The following is a 15948-nucleotide window of genomic DNA, read 5'->3' as shown; positions in this document are numbered from 1 at the left end:
CCGATACGGTGTCCGGCGTGCGTGGCCGAAGCGGCATTCTGACAGCGTCCTGGCTGGTCCTGTTGACCGCACTCCAGATCCTCGCGTTCGTCGTGGTCTGGCGGTTCGCCGTCGGCACCGAACACGGCCAGGTACTGGACACGATCGCACTGACCGGCAACTCGATCGGGCAACACCGGATCGAGGGCATCGTCGGCGGCGTGCTGAACGCGGTCTCCCTGCTGTCGCTGCTGGTCGCCACCGCGGTCATCGGCTTCATCGCGCTGATCCGGGTCCGGATCACCCTGGCGGTGGTGACCGTGCTGCTGATCGTGGGCGCCAACCTCACTACCCAGGCGCTGAAGTTCCTCATCGAGCGGCCCGACTTCGACGTCGACGAGGCCCGGGAGGCGGCCGGTAACAGCCTGCCCAGTGGACACACCGCGGTCGCCGCCTCGGTGGCGATCGCGCTGGTCATGGTGCTGCCGCCCCGGGTCCGGGGCTGGGGTGCGCTGGTCGGCGCCGGTTATGCCGCCGCGGCCGGTGTCGCCACCCTCTCGGCCGGCTGGCACCGGCCCAGCGACGCCGTAGCGGCGCTGCTGGTGGTCGGCGCCTGGGCGTCGGCGGCCAGCCTGGTGCTGCTGCTGACCCAGCGCGAGACCGCGCAGGTCGCCGCCGCGGACGGCAACCGGCAGGCCGCCGCCGTGTTGGCCGTGGTCGGCCTGGCCCTGCTGCTGGTCGCCGCGGTCGCCCTCGGCTGGACCGACGGCGTGCGGTCGACGCCGATCTCCGAGTTCGGCCGACGCCAGCTTCTGATCGCGTACGGCGGCAGCGCGGCCGGGATTGCCGGCACCGCCGCCCTGGTGACGGCCCTGGTACTGGTCACCCTGCACCGGGTGGTGCCCCGGTATACCGGCCGAGGCGTCACCGGACCGGCCGACTGAGAGCTGCTGACGGAATTAGCCATCCACGAAGGGCTCCCCACCCTTGCCGGCGCCGAGAGTCAGGAGTCCTCCTCACACTCGCTGAGCCGGGACCTCGACACCGAGGGCGGCGAGTTCCTGCCGGCCTTCGTCGGCACGGTCCGGCAGCAGCAGGAGCGTGGCTGCGCGTTCGAACCGGGCGCCGATGCGCTCCCACCCCGCCACGGCGGCGGTGAGGGCGGCGCTGTCGCCGTAATGGCGGCCCCGGGCGCGGGCGGTGCACGCGGCGGCCCACGCGCTTTCGTGCCGCTCGGCGGCCGACAGCAGGTCCGCCGCGTCGGGAAGCCCGGCGACGACCGCCAGCTCGGCACCCACCGCCCGGGAGTAGGGCGGAGACCAGCTCCGGATGCCGTTGAACGCCAACCGGACGAGCACGGCGGCGTCCCCGACCCGCCCGGCGTGTACGGCGAGCCGCGCGTCGACCATCGTCAGGAACGTGGAGTGCGCGGGTAGCTCCCCGATGACCTCGATCGCGCGGGAACGCCACAGCGCGTACCCCTCGTCGTCGCCGCGCAGCCCGTGGACGAGGGCGACGGCGGCCATCGGCGGCGACATCGTGCCGGTGCGCGGACGGCCGGCCCGCTGCCAACCGTCCCACGCGGTGCCCGCCATCCGCAGCGCCTCGTCGAAGCGCCCGCTGAGCACCAGCGGGGTGATCAGGAGGGCGGCCGAGTGGTAGGAACTGCCGGCGAGGTCGTCGTCCATGGTCCGTTGCCCGATCGACAGGGCGGCCGGCAGGTCGCCGACGCCGAGGGCGGCCAGGTGGGCCATCCGGTACGTGTCGACGATCTCCGGGGCGGCGTTCGGGTCGTGCCGGGGCATCGCGGGCAGCAGGGCCAACCGTTCGTCCATCACCCGGCGCACATCCCCGCCGCGCCCCGCCACGATGCCGGCCGTGGCCACCGCGTCCAGAGCCGCGCTGATCAGCACCGGATCGCCGGTGACCCGGGCGGCTGCCGCGGCGGCCTCGGCGAGCGCCGAGTTCGCCTCGTACCTGTCGGAGGTCGCGGCCCACGCCGCCGCCTCGGCGAGGCGGGCCGTCACCACGGCGTCGCTCGACCCGTCAGCCGCGGACGCCGCCTCGTCGAGGAGGTGACGCAGGCGCTCGTACGGAACCTCCGTGGCGAACCCTGCCGGATGCCGCCGGGCGGTGGTGACCGCCTGCGCCAGGGCGATGGCCGTGGCCCCGTGATCCCCGGCAGCGCGGGCCCGCTCCGCGGCGGCGAGCAGCAGGTCGAAGGGGCGCTGACCGTCGTCGCCGATGGCGTGGGAAACGGCGGAGGCGGCGTACAGGTCCGCCGCGGCCTCGCCCGGAGCGGGGGCGCGCTCGGCGGCGCCCCGGTAGTGGCCGAGCGATTCCATCAGGAACCGCCGCGCGTAGGCGAGGTGGGCCAGTGCCCGGGCCAGCCGGTGCGGCAGCTCACCCGGACCTTCGGGGGCGGCGGCGAGGGCGGCTCTCAGGTCGTCGGCGACCGCGTCGAACTCTTCGTACCAATCGTCGCCGTCCAGCCTCGTCTCCAGCTCGGTGGCGACGTCCGCCGCCCAGCGCAGGTGCCGGTCCTGGATCTCCGGCCGCTCGCCCGACGCGTCCAGCCGTTCGGTGGCGAACGCGCGCACCGTCTGCAGCAGCCGCCACCGGGCCACGCCCTCCCGACGGTGCACGGTGACCAGGCTCTTGTCCGCCAGCCTGCCCAGCACGTCGGCAACCGCACCGCGGGTGCTCCCGGCGGGGCTCACCGCGGCGACGGCGTCGAGGTCGAACGCCCCGGCGAAGGCGGCGAGCCGCCGGAACAGTGCCCGTTCCTCGTCATCGAGCAGGTCGTGGCTCCAGCCGATGACCGCGCGCAGCGAGCGGTGCCGCTCGTCCACACCCCTGCCGCCGGCCACCAGCCGTAGGTGGTCGTCGAGCGCGGCCAGCAACCCGTTCTCGCCCAGCGTGGCACTGCGTGCTGCTGCCAGCTCGATCGCCAGCGGCATGCCGTCCAGCCGCGTACACAGCTTGGCGACCACCACGGGGTCCGCCGCGAACCCGGGGTCCGCGGCGGTGGCGCGGTCGATGAAGAGTCGCTCGGCGTCGGACCCCAGCGGCAGCGGGCCGAGCGGTACGGCACGCTCGCCCGGCACGCCGAGTCGTTCCCTGCTGGTGGCGAGGATGCGGGTCCCAGGGCAGCCGGCCAGCACCCGCTCCGCGAACGGCGCCACCACGTCGATCACGTGCTCGCAGTTGTCCAGCACCAGCAGCGATCGGCCCTCTCCGAGCCGCTCCACCACGGCGTCCTCCAGCGACTGCTGCGGGCGCTCGCTGACGCCGAGCGCGGCGGCAACCGCCTGCGCGACGTACCCGCCGCGGGCCGGAACGAGATCGACGAACGCGCCGCCGGAGGGGAAGGAGGGCCCCGCCGCCTCGGCGATCTGGCCCGCCAGCCGCGTCTTTCCCACCCCGCCCGGTCCCACCACGGTCACCAGCCGTGCGCCGCGCAGCGTCTCCATCAGGTGCTCGTGTTCGGCGCTCCTGCCGATGAAGGTGGTGAGCGCTGGTGGCAGGCCGGCCATCCGCCCTGGCACCGGCGCCCCTGCCTGCACCTGTACGGCGATTTCGGCGAGCGCCTTCCGGTCGGCGACGCCGTACTTGCGTAGCAGCGCGGAAACGTGGCTCTCCACGGTCCGTACGGAGATGTGCAGCCTGCCGGCGATGTCGGCGTTGGACAGGCGCGCGCCGAGCATCACGAGTACCTCGATCTCTCGCTTCGACGCTCCGGCGGGATACGCGACGGTCATCGCACCATCATGCCTGACCCCGGGATCAGGTATTGGTGGCCCAATGGGTGGTGGAATGCGTGGTCGCCACTGATGTCCGTGCCGTCCCCGTGCTGGAGGCTCTACCTCAGGTCACCGAAGCACTTGGGAGGCACACATGGGACGCATTGTTCTGTCCATCTTCACGACCGCCGACGGGGTCGTCGACGACCCGCAGCGGTTCACCTTCCAGTTCGTCAGCGAGGACTCCATGCGGACCGGGCTGGAGCAGCTCCGGGCCGCCGACGCGTTGCTGCTCGGCCGGGTCACCTACGAGGGGTTCGCCGCCGCTTGGCCGAACATGACCGACGAGGCTGGTTTCGCCGACAAGATGAATAGCATGCCCAAGTACGTCGTCTCGACGACGCTGAAGCGGGGCGAATGGAACAACACCACCGTCATCAGCGAGAACGTCGCCGAGACGATCGCGAAGCTGAAGGCCGAGGTGGACGGCGACATCCTGGTCTACGGCAGTGTCGCACTGGTCAGGTGGTTGCTGCGCAACGAGCTCCTCGACGAACTGCGCCTGGTCACCTACCCCGTCGTGATGGGCGGTGGCGTGCGGCTCTTCGAAGAGTCGGGCGAGCCGACGGTCCTTCGGCTGGTCGGCACGCAGGCGTTCGACTCGGGCGTGGTCGTGTTGACCTACACCCCGGTCGGGACGAGCTCGTCGGGTGGGGGCAGGAGCCCGGGGCTCCTGCCGGTGAAGGGTGAACGAGGCCGTATGCCGGCAGGACCCGGACATACGACGAGACACAACTGAGCCACGCAGATCGGTCTAGATACGGACCCTCGCTCTTGGCAAGCAGTGATGAAGGAGAAGACCGTGAGTGACATTGTTACCCAGTACATCAACAAGGCACAGCCGTGGCAGATCGATGTGTGCGAGAAACTGCGTACGATGGTCGGCCAGACCATTCCGGGTGTCGAAGAGCGGCTCCAGTACGGCAAGCCGCACTACCTCAAGAACGGACACTACGCGGCTGTCATCGCGGTGGCCAAGGCCAAGGTCTCGTTCATGGTGTTCAACGCGACGGACATCCCAGAGGTCAAGGGACTCCTTCGGGCCCTGGGCAACGGTGAACGCAAAGCCGTCGACATCACCGAAGGGCAGGACGTCGACTACGGCGTACTTGCCGGCATCCTGGCAAAGACCACGACTGCCCGGTAGCTGGCCGCGGTATGCCGTGCGGGGTCTGGTCTGGCACCGCTGGAGCGGCACGGGCTGGTCGAGTCGGTCGAGGAGCGGCGCGAGGGCACCTGGCCGGCCGCGTGCTGCGGGCGACGCCCGGTCTCGAGGTCTCCCGTCGGCGGGCCGGGTGCAGGTAACTGCACCCGGCCTGCCGCCGATTGCGGGCACGGTGACTTGTAACCTGACGGCGTGCGGGTGGTCGAGGTGTTCCGGGTCGAGGCCCTCCGGCTCGCCGAGGTGCTGGCCGGGCTCACCGAGCCGGAGTTCGCCCGACCGACCCTCTGTCCACCGTGGAACGTGCGGGAGCTGGCCGCGCACGTGAGCACCGGGGCCGGCCGGGTGGTCGGGATGCTGGCCGAACCGGCGCCGCCGCGCGCCGAGGTCGACGCCGCCGCGTACTTCGGGCCGGCGAAGTTCACTCCGGAGACCGACACGGCCCGGATCGACACGGCCCGCCGGGAGGGCGCCGGATTCGGCAGCGGACACGAACTGGCCGAGGAGTTCGCGCGGACCTGGCGCGGTACGTACGCGGCCAGCCTCGCGGCGCCGCCCGGGCGGCTGGTCCGGACCCGGCACGGCGACCCGATGACCCTGGACGAGTTCCTGGTGACCCGGGTGGTGGAGTTGGGGCTGCACGGACTGGACCTGGCCGCCGCGCTGGACCGGGAGCCGTGGCTGACCGAACCGGCCGGCGAGATGATCGCCGGGCTGCTGACCCGGGCGGCCGGCCCGGGGGCCGTCGGGCTCGCCGAGGAGCTTCGCTGGGACCGGCTGACCCTGGTCGCCAAGGCCACCGGCCGGCGGCCGCTGACCGGCCCGGAGCGGGCCGAACTCGACCGGCGCGGGGTGCGCTGGCTCGCCTTCGGCTGACCGGGAGATCCGGTCCGGCCGGCGGCGTCCGGCGTGGTGCCGACCCGCCTTGGGTTCGCACGCGTCGGCACAGAGCTCGTGACCGCCGAGCGCGAGTGGGCGGGCGGCCCATCTCCACGGACATCCTGCGGCAGTCTGGACCGGACGGGTGACGAAGCCGCGTACCCGCGTCGCTGAACCCAACCGCCGCCGGGTGGACCCCGTCCGCCTGCGGAAACTGCCGAGGCCCGGAAAATCCGGCCAGGGGCGGCAAATTGCTCGACTCCTCCGGGCAATGTATTGGATCTGACTGTCGTCCTTATAGGCGTCGGAGCGCCGCTTGGGAGGATGATCATGGTTTGTTCGCAGTCGTCCCGCGTTGCGGACCCGCCGGTCACCCCGGCTCCAGTCGGGGAGTGCTGATTGGACGCCGCGACGAGCGACGGCCGGACGGCCGACGTACCCGATTCCCCGGCACCGGCCCGGCGGCGGAGGCGACGGCGGATGTTACGCCTGGGACTGGTCGGCGTGCTCGTGGCGCTGCTGGGCGCGGCGTCGGTGGTCGGGGTGCATCGGTGGCGGGCCGTGACCGCCGCACCGCCGGTCGAACCCGACCGGGTCGCCTGGGCGCTGCTCGACCTGCGCACCAGGACGCTGCGAACCTCGGCCGAGGCGACGCAGACCTACACCGCCGAGTCGATGATCAAGGTGTGGATAGTCGCCGACGACCTGCGTCGGCTCGCCGAGCGCGACATCCGGCCGCACCCCGACGAGATCACGGCGCTCTCCGCGATGATCCGGGACAGTGACGACCATGCCGCCGAGGTGATCTACCAGCGGAACGGCGAGGACGCCGTCATCGAACGCCTGATCACGATCTGCGGGCTCACCGAGACGACGGTACGACCCGGCTGGTGGTCGCTCACCCGGATGACGGCCCGGGACGCCGCCCGGATGGGCGGCTGCGTGGCCGACGGCCGCGCCGCCGGTCAGAGGTGGACCAACTGGGTACTCGACCAGATGCGGCGGGTGCGCGGTGAGGGCTACTTCGGAATCGTCTCGGCCCTGCCGCGCGCGGAGCGGGCCGGACTGGCCATCAAGAACGGCTGGACGCTGCACGTGAACGAGGGGCAGTGGGCGGTCAACTGTCTGGCCATCTCGGCCGGCTGGGTGCTGGTGGTGCAGACCGGCTACTCGACCGCCCGGGGCGGTCTCGACCACGGCGGCCGGACCTGCACCGAGGTGGCGGGCCAGGTGCTCGCACCGGCCACCGGTCCGATCGGGACGCCGGCCGGGGTGAGCGCCGACGCGCTCGGCCGGCCCGGGAACGCCCGGTGAGGCTGATGGCCGCCCTGGGGCGCGGCCTGCGCGTACTGCTGACCCGGATCGTCGTGCGGCACCGCCGGCGATGGCTGCGCTGGGGGAGCGTCCTCCTCGTCCTGCTGCTGCTCGGCTCCGGCGGACTGGGCTGGTACGTCCGATCGATCCCGCTGCCGGACGACCCCCGGCCGGTGCAGGCGTCGATCCTCTACTACCGGGACGGGCGGACCATCCTGGCCCGGGTGGGGGTCGCCGACCGTACCGACGTGCCGCTGGCCCAGGTGCCGACGCCGGTCCGTCGGGCCGTGCTGGCCGCCGAGGACCGGGACTTCTACCAGCACTCCGGCGTTTCCGCCCGGGGCGTCGCGCGGGCGATCTGGGCCGGCCTCACCGACGGTGGGACCCAGGGCGCCTCCACCATCACCCAGCAGTACGCCCGCAACGCGTACCTCAGCCAGGAGGTGACCGCCGACCGGAAGGCGAAGGAGGCGGTGCTCGCCGCCAAGCTGGAACGCCGGTACGCCAAGGACGCCATCCTGGAGCGGTACCTGAACACCATCTACTTCGGACGCGGCGCGTACGGGATCCAGGCCGCGGCCGGTGCCTACTTCGGGGTCACCGTCGACCGGCTCAGCCCGCAGCAGGGCGCGGTGCTGGCGGCGCTGATCAAGGATCCGTGGCGGTTCGACCCGGCGGTGGACGCGGCCGCGGCGCGGGACCGATGGCTCTGGATCATGCGGGCGATGGAGTCGCTCGGCTGGGCGGAGCCGGGCGCCGCCGCCGTGCCGTATCCGGCGGTGACCGATCGGTCACCGACCCGGGACGCCCTGAGCGGCCCGCTGGGGCTGGTCGTCGACGCGGTGGAGAGCGAACTCGCCGAGCGGGGCGTCGGACGCCAGGTGCTGCACACCGGCGGGTTGCGGGTGGTCACCACCCTGGACGCCACCGCGCAGACCGCAGCCGTCCGCAAGGTCACCCGGGCCCTGGCCGAGCAGCCGTTCGGACTCCGGGCGGCGTTGGTGGCGATCGACCCCCGGACCGGCGGGATTGCCGCCTACTACGGCGGCGACCGGGGCAGCGGCTACTTCGACGACGCGTCGGCGCCCCGGCCACCCGCCTCGACGTTCAAGCCACTGGTGCTGGCCGAGGCGCTCAACCAGGGCATCTCCTACCGGTCGCGGTGGGACGGGAGCAGTCCCCGCCAGTTCGCCGACCGGTACGGCGTCCCGCTGGTCAACCGTCGCGACCTGCAATGCGCCGACTGTCCGCTCGACCGGGCGATGGAACTGTCGCTGAACACGCCGTACTACGCCCTCGCCGAGCGGGTCGGCCCGGACCGGGTACGCCGGCTGGCCCAGGCGATGGGCGTGCCGGCCCGGTACGGTGACCGGCCCACCCTGGTGGACGCCGCCAACGAGCCGGCGCCGGGGCGTACCCGGTCGGACATCGCGCTCGGCCGCTACCCGGTCGCCCCGGCCGATGTCGCGACCGTGTTCACGTCGCTGGCCAGCCAGGGTGAACGGCGCGAGCGGCACTTCGTCGCGTCCGTCGACGACATCCGTGGCCAACGCCGCTACACCGCGAAGCCGGCGGGGGTCCGGGTGCTCGCTCCGGCGGTCGCCGCCGACGTCGGGGCCGTGCTGCGCGGTGTGCTCGATCACCACGGCGGCGTACCCGGTCGGCCTGCCGCCGGCAAGACCGGCACCCAGCAGTACGGCGACACCGTGGACGTGCAGGACGCCTGGATGGCCGGCTACACGCCGCAGCTCGCCGCCGTGGTCTGGTTGGGACGGAGTACCCCCGGACCGGTTCGGGACGTACGTGAGCGACCGATCAACGGTGAGGACCTACCGCTGGAGCTGTGGCGGGAATTCCTCGTCGCGGCCCTCGCCGGCACGCCCGCCGTACCGTTGCCGGCGCCGGCCCGACTCGGTCGCACGGACGTCGGCGACGCGGCGAAACCCCAGGCGCAGGCACCGGTGCGTACTCCGGAGCCGGCGGAACGGGCGTCGAAACCGCCGGCCCCGCCCACGCCCACCCCGGACGAAAGCGTCAAGCCCTCCGGCCGGCCGCCCTCGTCGCCGGCCGCCGGCCGGCCGCCGAACGGCAAATCCGGCACCACCGACGCCTCGCCCGGCCGCGGGACCGACGGCAGCCCCCGGCCGCCGGCCCCGCAACGTGGGCCGGACGCCCACTCGGGACTGGGCCGGTAGGTGGGCGATGTGGGCCGGGCGCCCGGTGCAAAACCGGGCCCGCAGGTGGGCGATGTGGGCCGGGCGCCCGGTGCAAAACCAGGCCGGTAGGTGGGCGATGTGGGCCGGACGCCGGCTCAGGACTGGGCGCGCAGGTGGGCCAGCACGACGGGGTCGATCCTGGCCGGCACCAGCCGTTCCTCCAGGTTCTCCACGCCGGCCCAGGCGGCGAGCCGCGACTCCACCGCCGCACCGTCGCCCGGATGACCGACCCCGGCGAGCAGCCGCGACACCTCGTCGGCGAGGTCACCGGTCAGGTCGAGCAGCGTCTCCGGGTCGGGGCGCTCGAAGAGCATCCGGTGCACGTCCAGCAGCCGGGCCAGCTCGGTCACCGGGTCGGGGTGGTCGTCCACCCGCAGGTCCACCACGACGTCGCTGCCGCCGCCGTACCCGCCGCCGCGACCGACGACCAGCAGGGCGGCGCTCTGCCGGCCACGCCGGTCACCGCCGGCCAGGTCGCCGGCCCGCAGTGCCCCGAGCAGCCGGTCCGGGAAGCGCTGGCCGGTGCCGCCCAGCCAGGCGTCCCGCATCTCGTCGACGACCTGCGGCCCGACCAGGATGTTGCCCTGGGCCGCCCAGCCGGTGCCGGCCCGCCCACCGGCCCAGTCGTGGCAGTCGGCGCCGGTGTAGGTGGCGGCCGTACCGTCCGCGTCGACGATGCCGAGCTGCCGGTGCGTACGGGCGGAGTCGGCGGCGACCAGCCCGGCCAGCACGTCGGCCGCGGCCAGACCGGTACGCAGGAACGCCAGCCCCTGCGGCCGGTAGGCCAGGTTGGCGTGTGCCTGGGTGGCCAGGGCACCCACCTCGGCCTCGGCGGCCGGCACCAGGGCACCGACACCGAGGAACTTGCTCGCGACCGCGACCCCGTGCAGCCGGCCGTCGTCGGATCGCGCCACGATCGAGAAGGTCACCGGCAGAGGCTACAAGAACGGGCGGGTTCGGTTGCCCGGGCCTGAGCGAGCGGGCACCATCGACCGGTGACCACACGCTGGGGGATGACCGTGCCGCTGGGCGGCGTACCGCTCGACGGGCACGACGCGATCTACGCCGCACTCGCCGAGGCGGGTTTCACCGACCTGTGGTCCGCCGAGGTGGCCGGCAGCGACGCGTTCACCCCGCTCGCACTCGCCGCCGCCTGGCAGCCGGCGCTGCGGTTGGGTACCGCGGTCGCGCCGGTCTTCACCCGAGGTCCCGGGCTGCTGGCGATGAGCGCGGCGGCGCTGGCCGAGGCCGCCCCCGGCCGGTTCTCGCTCGGGATCGGCGCCTCGTCACCGGTGCTGGTGCAGGACTGGAACGCGACGCGGTTCACCGACCCGTTCCGGCGCAGCCGGGACATGCTGCGTTTCCTGCGGGCGGCGCTGCGGGGCGAGACGGTCGACGAGGTCTACGACACCTTCACCGTGCGGCGGTTCCGGCTGGAGCGGCCGCCGGCCGTACCGCCGCCGATCCTGTTGGCCGCGCTACGACCCCGGATGCTGCGGCTGGCCGCTGCCGAAGCGGACGGGACGATCCTCAACTGGCTGGCCGACGACGACGTGCCGAAGGTGCTCGCCGAGCTGGGGGAGCGCCGGCCCGGCTTCGAGGTGGCCGCCCGGATCTTCGTCTGTCCGACCGAGGACGCCGGGTACGCCCGGACCTTCGCCCGCCGCCTGATCGCCACCTACCTGACCGTCCCGGCGTACGCGGAGTTCCACCGCTGGCTCGGCAGGGAACCGGTGATCGCGCCGATGTGGCGGGCCTGGGCGGCCGGTGACCGCCGGGGTGCCGCCGAGCTGATCCCGGACGAGCTGGTCGACGCCCTGGTCGTGCACGGCAGCCTCGAGACGTGCCGGGCCCACGTCGAGCGGTACGCGGCGGCCGGCGTCGACGTTCCGGTGCTGGCCCTGCTGCCCACCCCGGAGGTGACGGCCGGTGGCGCCGCCGCGCTGACCACGCTGATCGCGCAGCTCGGCCCGGCGACCCTGCCCTCGGCCTGACCCGACTCGGACAGCCGGGCGGCGCCGGCCCGACCCGGAGGGCTGGTCAGCGCCGCCAGCGGAGCGGGCCGGGGTGCAGCGACCAGAGCACCCGACGCCACCACGGCCGGTCGGCGCGGAGTTCCGCCGCGTACGCCACCGCCAGCTCGCCGGCCCGCCGGGCCTGGTCGTCGGTGGCGTTGCCGGGCGCGAACGCGGCCAGGTTGACCAGCGCGGCCAAGTCGTCGACCGGCGGCGTCGCCGGGCGGAGTGCGCCGGGGTGGCCCGGCTGTTCCGGTCCACCGCCGCCGTCCGGCCCCCGCTCCGCCGCACCGTGCAGTGTGGACCGGGCGTGCTCGGCGACCTCGGTGGCGGCCAGGTGATCCGGCACCGGTCGCCCGGCCAGGCGTAACGCGTCGGTCACCTCCCGCCAGGCTCCGGCGATCCGCTGCGCCGGTGGCCCCTCGGCGAGCCGGCGGCGACGCTGGGACCGGCGCAGGCCGACGACCAGGGTGGCCAGCCCGGCGAGCAGGAGCAGCAGCCCGCCGGTACCGCCGCCGACCAGGACCGGGGTGCCGAGGCCGCCACCCCGGCCCGGGGCCGCCTGCGGATTCGGAGTACCGCTCGGCGTGGCCACCGGGCTCTGCGTCGCCTCGTCCGGCGGCGGCGTGGGGTCCTCCGGCTCGGGCTTGAAGTCCTGCTCGACCGGCTTGGGGCGGGTGTTCGGCTTCGGCAGCGGGTCGAACGCCACCCAGCCGAGGCCGTCGAAGAGCACCTCCGGCCAGGCGAGGGCGTCCGCGCCGCGTACCGGTCCGGTGCCGGTCGGCGACCGGAAGCCGACCACCACCCTGGTGGGCAACCCGGTCATCCGGCCGAGTACGGCGAACGCGGCGGCGAACTGCTCCGACGTGCCCCGCTGCCCGCCACCGTTGACCGGGCCGAAGAGGAAGAAGTTGAGGTTGGGATAGGCGTGCCCGCTGGGCGCGTCGGCGACCACCCGGTAGTGCTCGGCGAGGAACGTCTCGATCGCGTCGGCCCGGGCGTACGGCGCGCCGTTCTCCTCGGCGAGTTGGGCGGCGAGCTGCTGCATCTGCTCCGGCGCGCCCGGCTCGACCCTGAGGAACCGGGCCACCTCGTCGCCGGCCGGCACGTTCGCCGAGGGCAGCAGGCCGTAGTCGGGACTCTCCTGTCGGGAGGTGACCGAGTAGGTCAGTCCGGTAGTCAGCCCCTCCGGCCGGATCAGCGTCCCGCTGTCCTGGTCGTACGCCACCCGGGCGCCGGTCACCTCGCCCGGAGTGGGTACCGCCGGCAGCAGCCGACCGGTCAGGCTGTCGATGGTGATCTGCTGCACCACCTGCTTCACCCGGACGTCCGGCGGCGGCTCCGGCTGGGGCAGCACCCGGCCCGCGTTCCGGTACGTCGCGCCGACCCGCCAGGTCACCCCGTCGTAGTCGCCGAGTACGGCGAGCCGGATCCGCTGGCCGGGCAGCGGGCCGTCCTCCTCGACGGCCGGCTCCTCGCCGTCACCGGCCGGGCTCGGCGTGGCGGTGCCGGGCGGCCGTGGCCCATCCGCCCCGATGGTCGCCACGTCGAGCAGCTTCTGGTCCGGGTTCAGCGCCCAGCCGGAGATCCGGATCAGCGGATTCTCGTCGAGGCTGTCCACCTGGGGCGGCTGGACGTAGCGGCGCGGGTCGACCGGGGTGGTGCCGACCTGCCGGGCCACCACGGGCGCCACCAGGGCGGCGATCCCGAGCACCACGACCAGGCCCAACGCGGTGCTGGCGAGGGTGCGGGCCCGCAGCGCGGCCCGGACTCCGGGACCCAGTTCGCCGGCCGGGTCGGGACCGCCGCCGCGCTCCGGGCGGGCCGGCCGTCCACCGGCGGCCAGCGCCAGCGCACCGGCGGCGGCGAACGCGACCGTCAGCCAGGGCGTCGAGTCGGCGTTCGGGCCGACCACGTAGAGCGCGCCCGCGTACAGGGCGGCGGGGGCGGTCAGGCCGAGCAGCACCCGGTCGGCCCGGACGCCGACCTCGGCACCGGCCAGCCCGGCCAGCCAGGCCGCGACCAGCGGCACGATCACGGTGTCCGGCATCGGCTCGACCGGGATCAGCGCGGTGAGCAGCCGGGGAATGCCGTTGCGGGCGGCGTCCGCCGTGATGTCGCCGAGCGACCCGGGCAAGTCGGCCCGGCGCGCGGTGAACCAGAGCGCGGCGGCGGTGTAGCCGAGCAGGGCCAGCACCGAGAGCGGGGCGACCAGCCAGGACGGCAGTCGCCGGGCGGCCAGGCTCACCCCGACCGAGCCGACCGCCGCGCCGAGGACGAGCTGGCCGAGCAGCGGGTCGGCGTACACCCCGCCGAGCACGGCGCCGGCCAGACCGATCATCGCCACCAGTGCCAGCGGCACCGGTAGCGTGCGGAGGAATCTCACCACCGGCGGACCCCGTCCCACTCGGCCGCGAACTCCGCACCGTCGGCCGCGTCGATCACGACCAGTCCGGCGCTGCCTGCCGGGGTCTGTCGGCCGGCTCCGAACACCCCGGCCACCACCGACGGGTACCCGGGGCGGAGCGCACCGACGTAACCGAGGTCGGCGGCGGCGCCCGGGCCGGTGAGGAAGACCAGGGTGTCGCCGAGCCGTTCCTGCCGCAGTCGCAGCGTCGTCGTGCGCAGCGGGTCTCCGTCGGTGCCCTGCGGCCCGGGCACCAGGCCGACGGCGGCGAGCCGGTCCAGGAACTCCCCGGACCCGTCGGAGTCGGCGACCAGCAGCAGCGTCACCGGCAGGTCCTCCCGGCGGGCGGCGACCACCACCGAGGCGGCCGCCTCGCAGGCCGACTCGAACGTCTCGGCGATCCCGTCGACCCGCCCCGGATGGGCACCGGCCCGATTGTCCAGCAGTACGACGATCCGGGGCAGGCTGGTGTCCAACTGCTCCTTGACCATCAGCTCGCCGACCTTGGCGCTGCTCCGCCAGTGCACCCGGCGCAGTTCGTCGCCGACGACGTATTCCCGGAGCGAGTCGAAGGTGATCGACCCCTGCGGTACCTTGTCGATCCGCCCGTCCATGCTCCGGGCGACCCCGGCCGGCACCGCGGCCAGCGGATGGATCCGGGGATGTACCCAGACCTGCGCGGTCTCGCCGTGCGAGCGGGCCACGGTGATCAGCCCCAGCGCGTCCCGTCCGGTGACCCGCAGCGGGCCGACGTCGATCACGCCGCGCCGGGTGGTGGGGACCGGATAGCTGACCGTGGTGTCCCGGCCGGGGCGCAGCCGGAGCAGCGGTACCGGCACCGGGCGGGTGCCGCAGCGGTCCTCGGCGATCAGGTTGGCCGAGCGGAGCCGGGCGCTGTTGCGCACCGTCAGGGTCATGGTGGCCGGCTCGCCCCGGCCCACCCGGTCGGGGTCGGCGACCCGGGTGACGTCGAGCCGGGGCCGCCAGGCGGCGTTGCCGGCGGCGCAGGCCACCGCGACGGCGGCGGTGGTGCCGAGCAGGGCGAGTTCGGGGTAGCCGAACCGGAAACCGGCGACGAGGAGGACGGCGGCGCCGACGAGCAGACCGATGCCGCGAGAGGTGATCGTCATGACGCCGGGGTCGTCCGGGACGGGCGGGTCAGGCGACGCACGTCAGGTGCCCGCCGAGGCCAACTGCCCCGAGGGCAGTGGCACCGGCACCGACGCGACCGCCTCGTAGAGCACGTCGGTCGCGGTGACCCCCCGGACCTGGGCGTCGGGGGAGAGCAGGATCCGGTGTGCGAAGACCGGCTCGGCGAGCGTCTTGAGGTCTTCGGGGAGGATCCAGCCGCGTCCGTCGATCAGGGCGTACGCGCAGGCCGCCCGGGTCAGCGCGATCACGCCCCGGGGGCTGACCCCGACCCGGACCTGCGGGTGGTTGCGGGTCGCCGCGGCCAGCCTCACCGCGTACGCGTAGAGCGGGTCGGCGATGTGCACCCGCTGGGCCATCCGGACCATCTCGCCGACGGTGTTGGTGTCGGTGACCGGCTCCAGCGCCTCCGGCGAGCGCATCGGGGCGCCGCGGAGCACCTCGATCTCGACCGCCTCGTCGGGATAGCCGACGGAGAGCTTCACCAGGAACCGGTCGAGCTGCGCCTCGGGCAGCCGGTAGGTGCCGTCCATCTCGACCGGGTTCTGGGTGGCGACCACCAGGAACGGCCGGGGTACCGGATGCCGGACCCCGTCCACCGTGACGTTGCGCTCCTCCATCACCTCCAGCAGCGCCGACTGGGTCTTCGGGGAGGCCCGGTTGATCTCGTCCGCGATGACGATGTTGGCGAAGACCGGGCCGGGGTGGAACTCGAAACCCCGGCTGGCCTGGTTGAAGATGGTCACCCCGGAGACGTCGGCGGGGAGCAGGTCCGGGGTGAACTGGATGCGTCGCCACTGGCCGTGCACGGTCGCCGCGATCGCCCGGGCCAGGGTGGTCTTGCCCACCCCGGGCACGTCCTCCAGCAGGACGTGCCCCTGGGCGAAGAGCGCGGTGAGCGCCAGCCGGATCACGTGCGGCTTACCCAGCACCACCGAGTTGATGTTGTCGGCGACCCGGGCTGCCAGGTTGGCGAAGCCCTGCACATGGTGCGGGGTAAGCGGCTCGTGGTTGTTCACGGTCG

Annotated in this window: 12 protein-coding genes; 7 read left to right on the top strand and 5 right to left on the bottom strand. The window is 73.9% G+C overall.

Going from position 1 to position 15948, the window contains the following annotated elements; all coding sequences use genetic code 11:
- Positions 1-17: 17 nt before the first annotated feature.
- On the top strand, positions 18-923 hold the full coding sequence (locus tag ACQEVC_RS39335) for a phosphatase PAP2 family protein (protein ID WP_432888601.1): 906 nt from the start codon (positions 18-20) through the stop codon (positions 921-923).
- Between the two features lie 72 nt (positions 924-995).
- Here ACQEVC_RS39335 and ACQEVC_RS39330 read toward each other — a convergent pair whose 3' ends face one another.
- Positions 996-3740 carry an ATP-binding protein gene (locus ACQEVC_RS39330; protein WP_432888599.1) on the bottom strand — a complete coding sequence of 915 codons (2745 nt, stop codon included), beginning with the start codon at positions 3738-3740 and terminating at the stop codon, positions 996-998.
- 136 nt (positions 3741-3876) lie between these two features.
- Here ACQEVC_RS39330 and ACQEVC_RS39325 point away from each other — a divergent pair, with 136 nt between their 5' ends.
- The 5 genes from ACQEVC_RS39325 (at position 3877) to ACQEVC_RS39305 (ending at position 9332) form a co-directional block, all read left to right on the top strand.
- Positions 3877-4521 carry a dihydrofolate reductase family protein gene (locus ACQEVC_RS39325; RefSeq protein ID WP_432888597.1) on the top strand — a complete coding sequence of 215 codons (645 nt, stop codon included), beginning with the start codon at positions 3877-3879 and terminating at the stop codon, positions 4519-4521.
- A 63-nt stretch (positions 4522-4584) separates the two neighbouring features.
- Positions 4585-4929 (top strand): DUF1801 domain-containing protein, encoded by a 345-nt coding sequence (locus tag ACQEVC_RS39320; RefSeq protein ID WP_432888595.1) that lies wholly within the window; start codon positions 4585-4587, stop codon positions 4927-4929.
- Between the two features lie 210 nt (positions 4930-5139).
- Complete coding sequence (locus ACQEVC_RS39315) at positions 5140-5820, top strand: maleylpyruvate isomerase N-terminal domain-containing protein (RefSeq protein WP_432888593.1); 681 nt, start codon at positions 5140-5142, stop codon at positions 5818-5820.
- 483 nt (positions 5821-6303) lie between these two features.
- Entirely contained in the window at positions 6304-7137 is an 834-nt protein-coding gene (locus tag ACQEVC_RS39310; protein WP_432888591.1) for a serine hydrolase, read from the top strand.
- Between the two features lie 5 nt (positions 7138-7142).
- On the top strand, positions 7143-9332 hold the full coding sequence (locus ACQEVC_RS39305; protein ID WP_432891956.1) for a transglycosylase domain-containing protein: 2190 nt from the start codon (positions 7143-7145) through the stop codon (positions 9330-9332).
- Between the two features lie 116 nt (positions 9333-9448).
- On the opposite strand, the gene ACQEVC_RS39300 is transcribed toward ACQEVC_RS39305, so the two are convergent.
- Positions 9449-10282 (bottom strand): DUF1028 domain-containing protein, encoded by an 834-nt coding sequence (locus tag ACQEVC_RS39300; RefSeq protein WP_432888589.1) that lies wholly within the window; start codon positions 10280-10282, stop codon positions 9449-9451.
- Between the two features lie 84 nt (positions 10283-10366).
- Between ACQEVC_RS39300 and ACQEVC_RS39295 the strand changes: the two genes are divergently transcribed.
- On the top strand, positions 10367-11347 hold the full coding sequence (locus ACQEVC_RS39295) for an LLM class F420-dependent oxidoreductase (protein ID WP_432891953.1): 981 nt from the start codon (positions 10367-10369) through the stop codon (positions 11345-11347).
- 46 nt (positions 11348-11393) lie between these two features.
- On the opposite strand, the gene ACQEVC_RS39290 is transcribed toward ACQEVC_RS39295, so the two are convergent.
- The 3 genes from ACQEVC_RS39290 to ACQEVC_RS39280 are packed head-to-tail and all read right to left on the bottom strand — an operon-like array spanning position 11394 to position 15943.
- Positions 11394-13709 (bottom strand): DUF3488 and transglutaminase-like domain-containing protein, encoded by a 2316-nt coding sequence (locus ACQEVC_RS39290; protein WP_432891950.1) that lies wholly within the window; start codon positions 13707-13709, stop codon positions 11394-11396.
- A 41-nt stretch (positions 13710-13750) separates the two neighbouring features.
- A complete protein-coding gene (locus ACQEVC_RS39285; RefSeq protein ID WP_432888587.1) occupies positions 13751-14905 on the bottom strand; it encodes a DUF58 domain-containing protein in 1155 nt (384 codons plus the stop codon).
- Positions 14906-14947: 42 nt separating this feature from the next.
- Entirely contained in the window at positions 14948-15943 is a 996-nt protein-coding gene (locus ACQEVC_RS39280; RefSeq protein WP_432888585.1) for an AAA family ATPase, read from the bottom strand.
- Positions 15944-15948: the final 5 nt, after the last annotated feature.

The organism is Plantactinospora sp. CA-294935, from assembly GCF_050936445.1.
Lineage (GTDB): Bacteria > Actinomycetota > Actinomycetes > Mycobacteriales > Micromonosporaceae > Plantactinospora.
This window is presented reverse-complemented; position numbering and strand designations above follow the sequence as displayed.

Bases quoted from the DNA above. Each gene is read 5' to 3' on its own strand.
- ACQEVC_RS39325 (WP_432888597.1), top strand. From the start codon at position 3,877: ATGGGACGCATTGTTCTGTCCATCTTCACGACCGCCGACGGGGTCGTC.
- ACQEVC_RS39295 (WP_432891953.1), top strand. From the start codon at position 10,367: ATGACCGTGCCGCTGGGCGGCGTACCGCTCGACGGGCACGACGCGATC.
- ACQEVC_RS39290 (WP_432891950.1), bottom strand. From the start codon at position 13,709: ATGATCGGTCTGGCCGGCGCCGTGCTCGGCGGGGTGTACGCCGACCCG.
- ACQEVC_RS39305 (WP_432891956.1), top strand. From the start codon at position 7,143: ATGGCCGCCCTGGGGCGCGGCCTGCGCGTACTGCTGACCCGGATCGTC.
- ACQEVC_RS39330 (WP_432888599.1), bottom strand. From the start codon at position 3,740: ATGACCGTCGCGTATCCCGCCGGAGCGTCGAAGCGAGAGATCGAGGTA.
- ACQEVC_RS39310 (WP_432888591.1), top strand. From the start codon at position 6,304: ATGTTACGCCTGGGACTGGTCGGCGTGCTCGTGGCGCTGCTGGGCGCG.
- ACQEVC_RS39285 (WP_432888587.1), bottom strand. From the start codon at position 14,905: ATGACGATCACCTCTCGCGGCATCGGTCTGCTCGTCGGCGCCGCCGTC.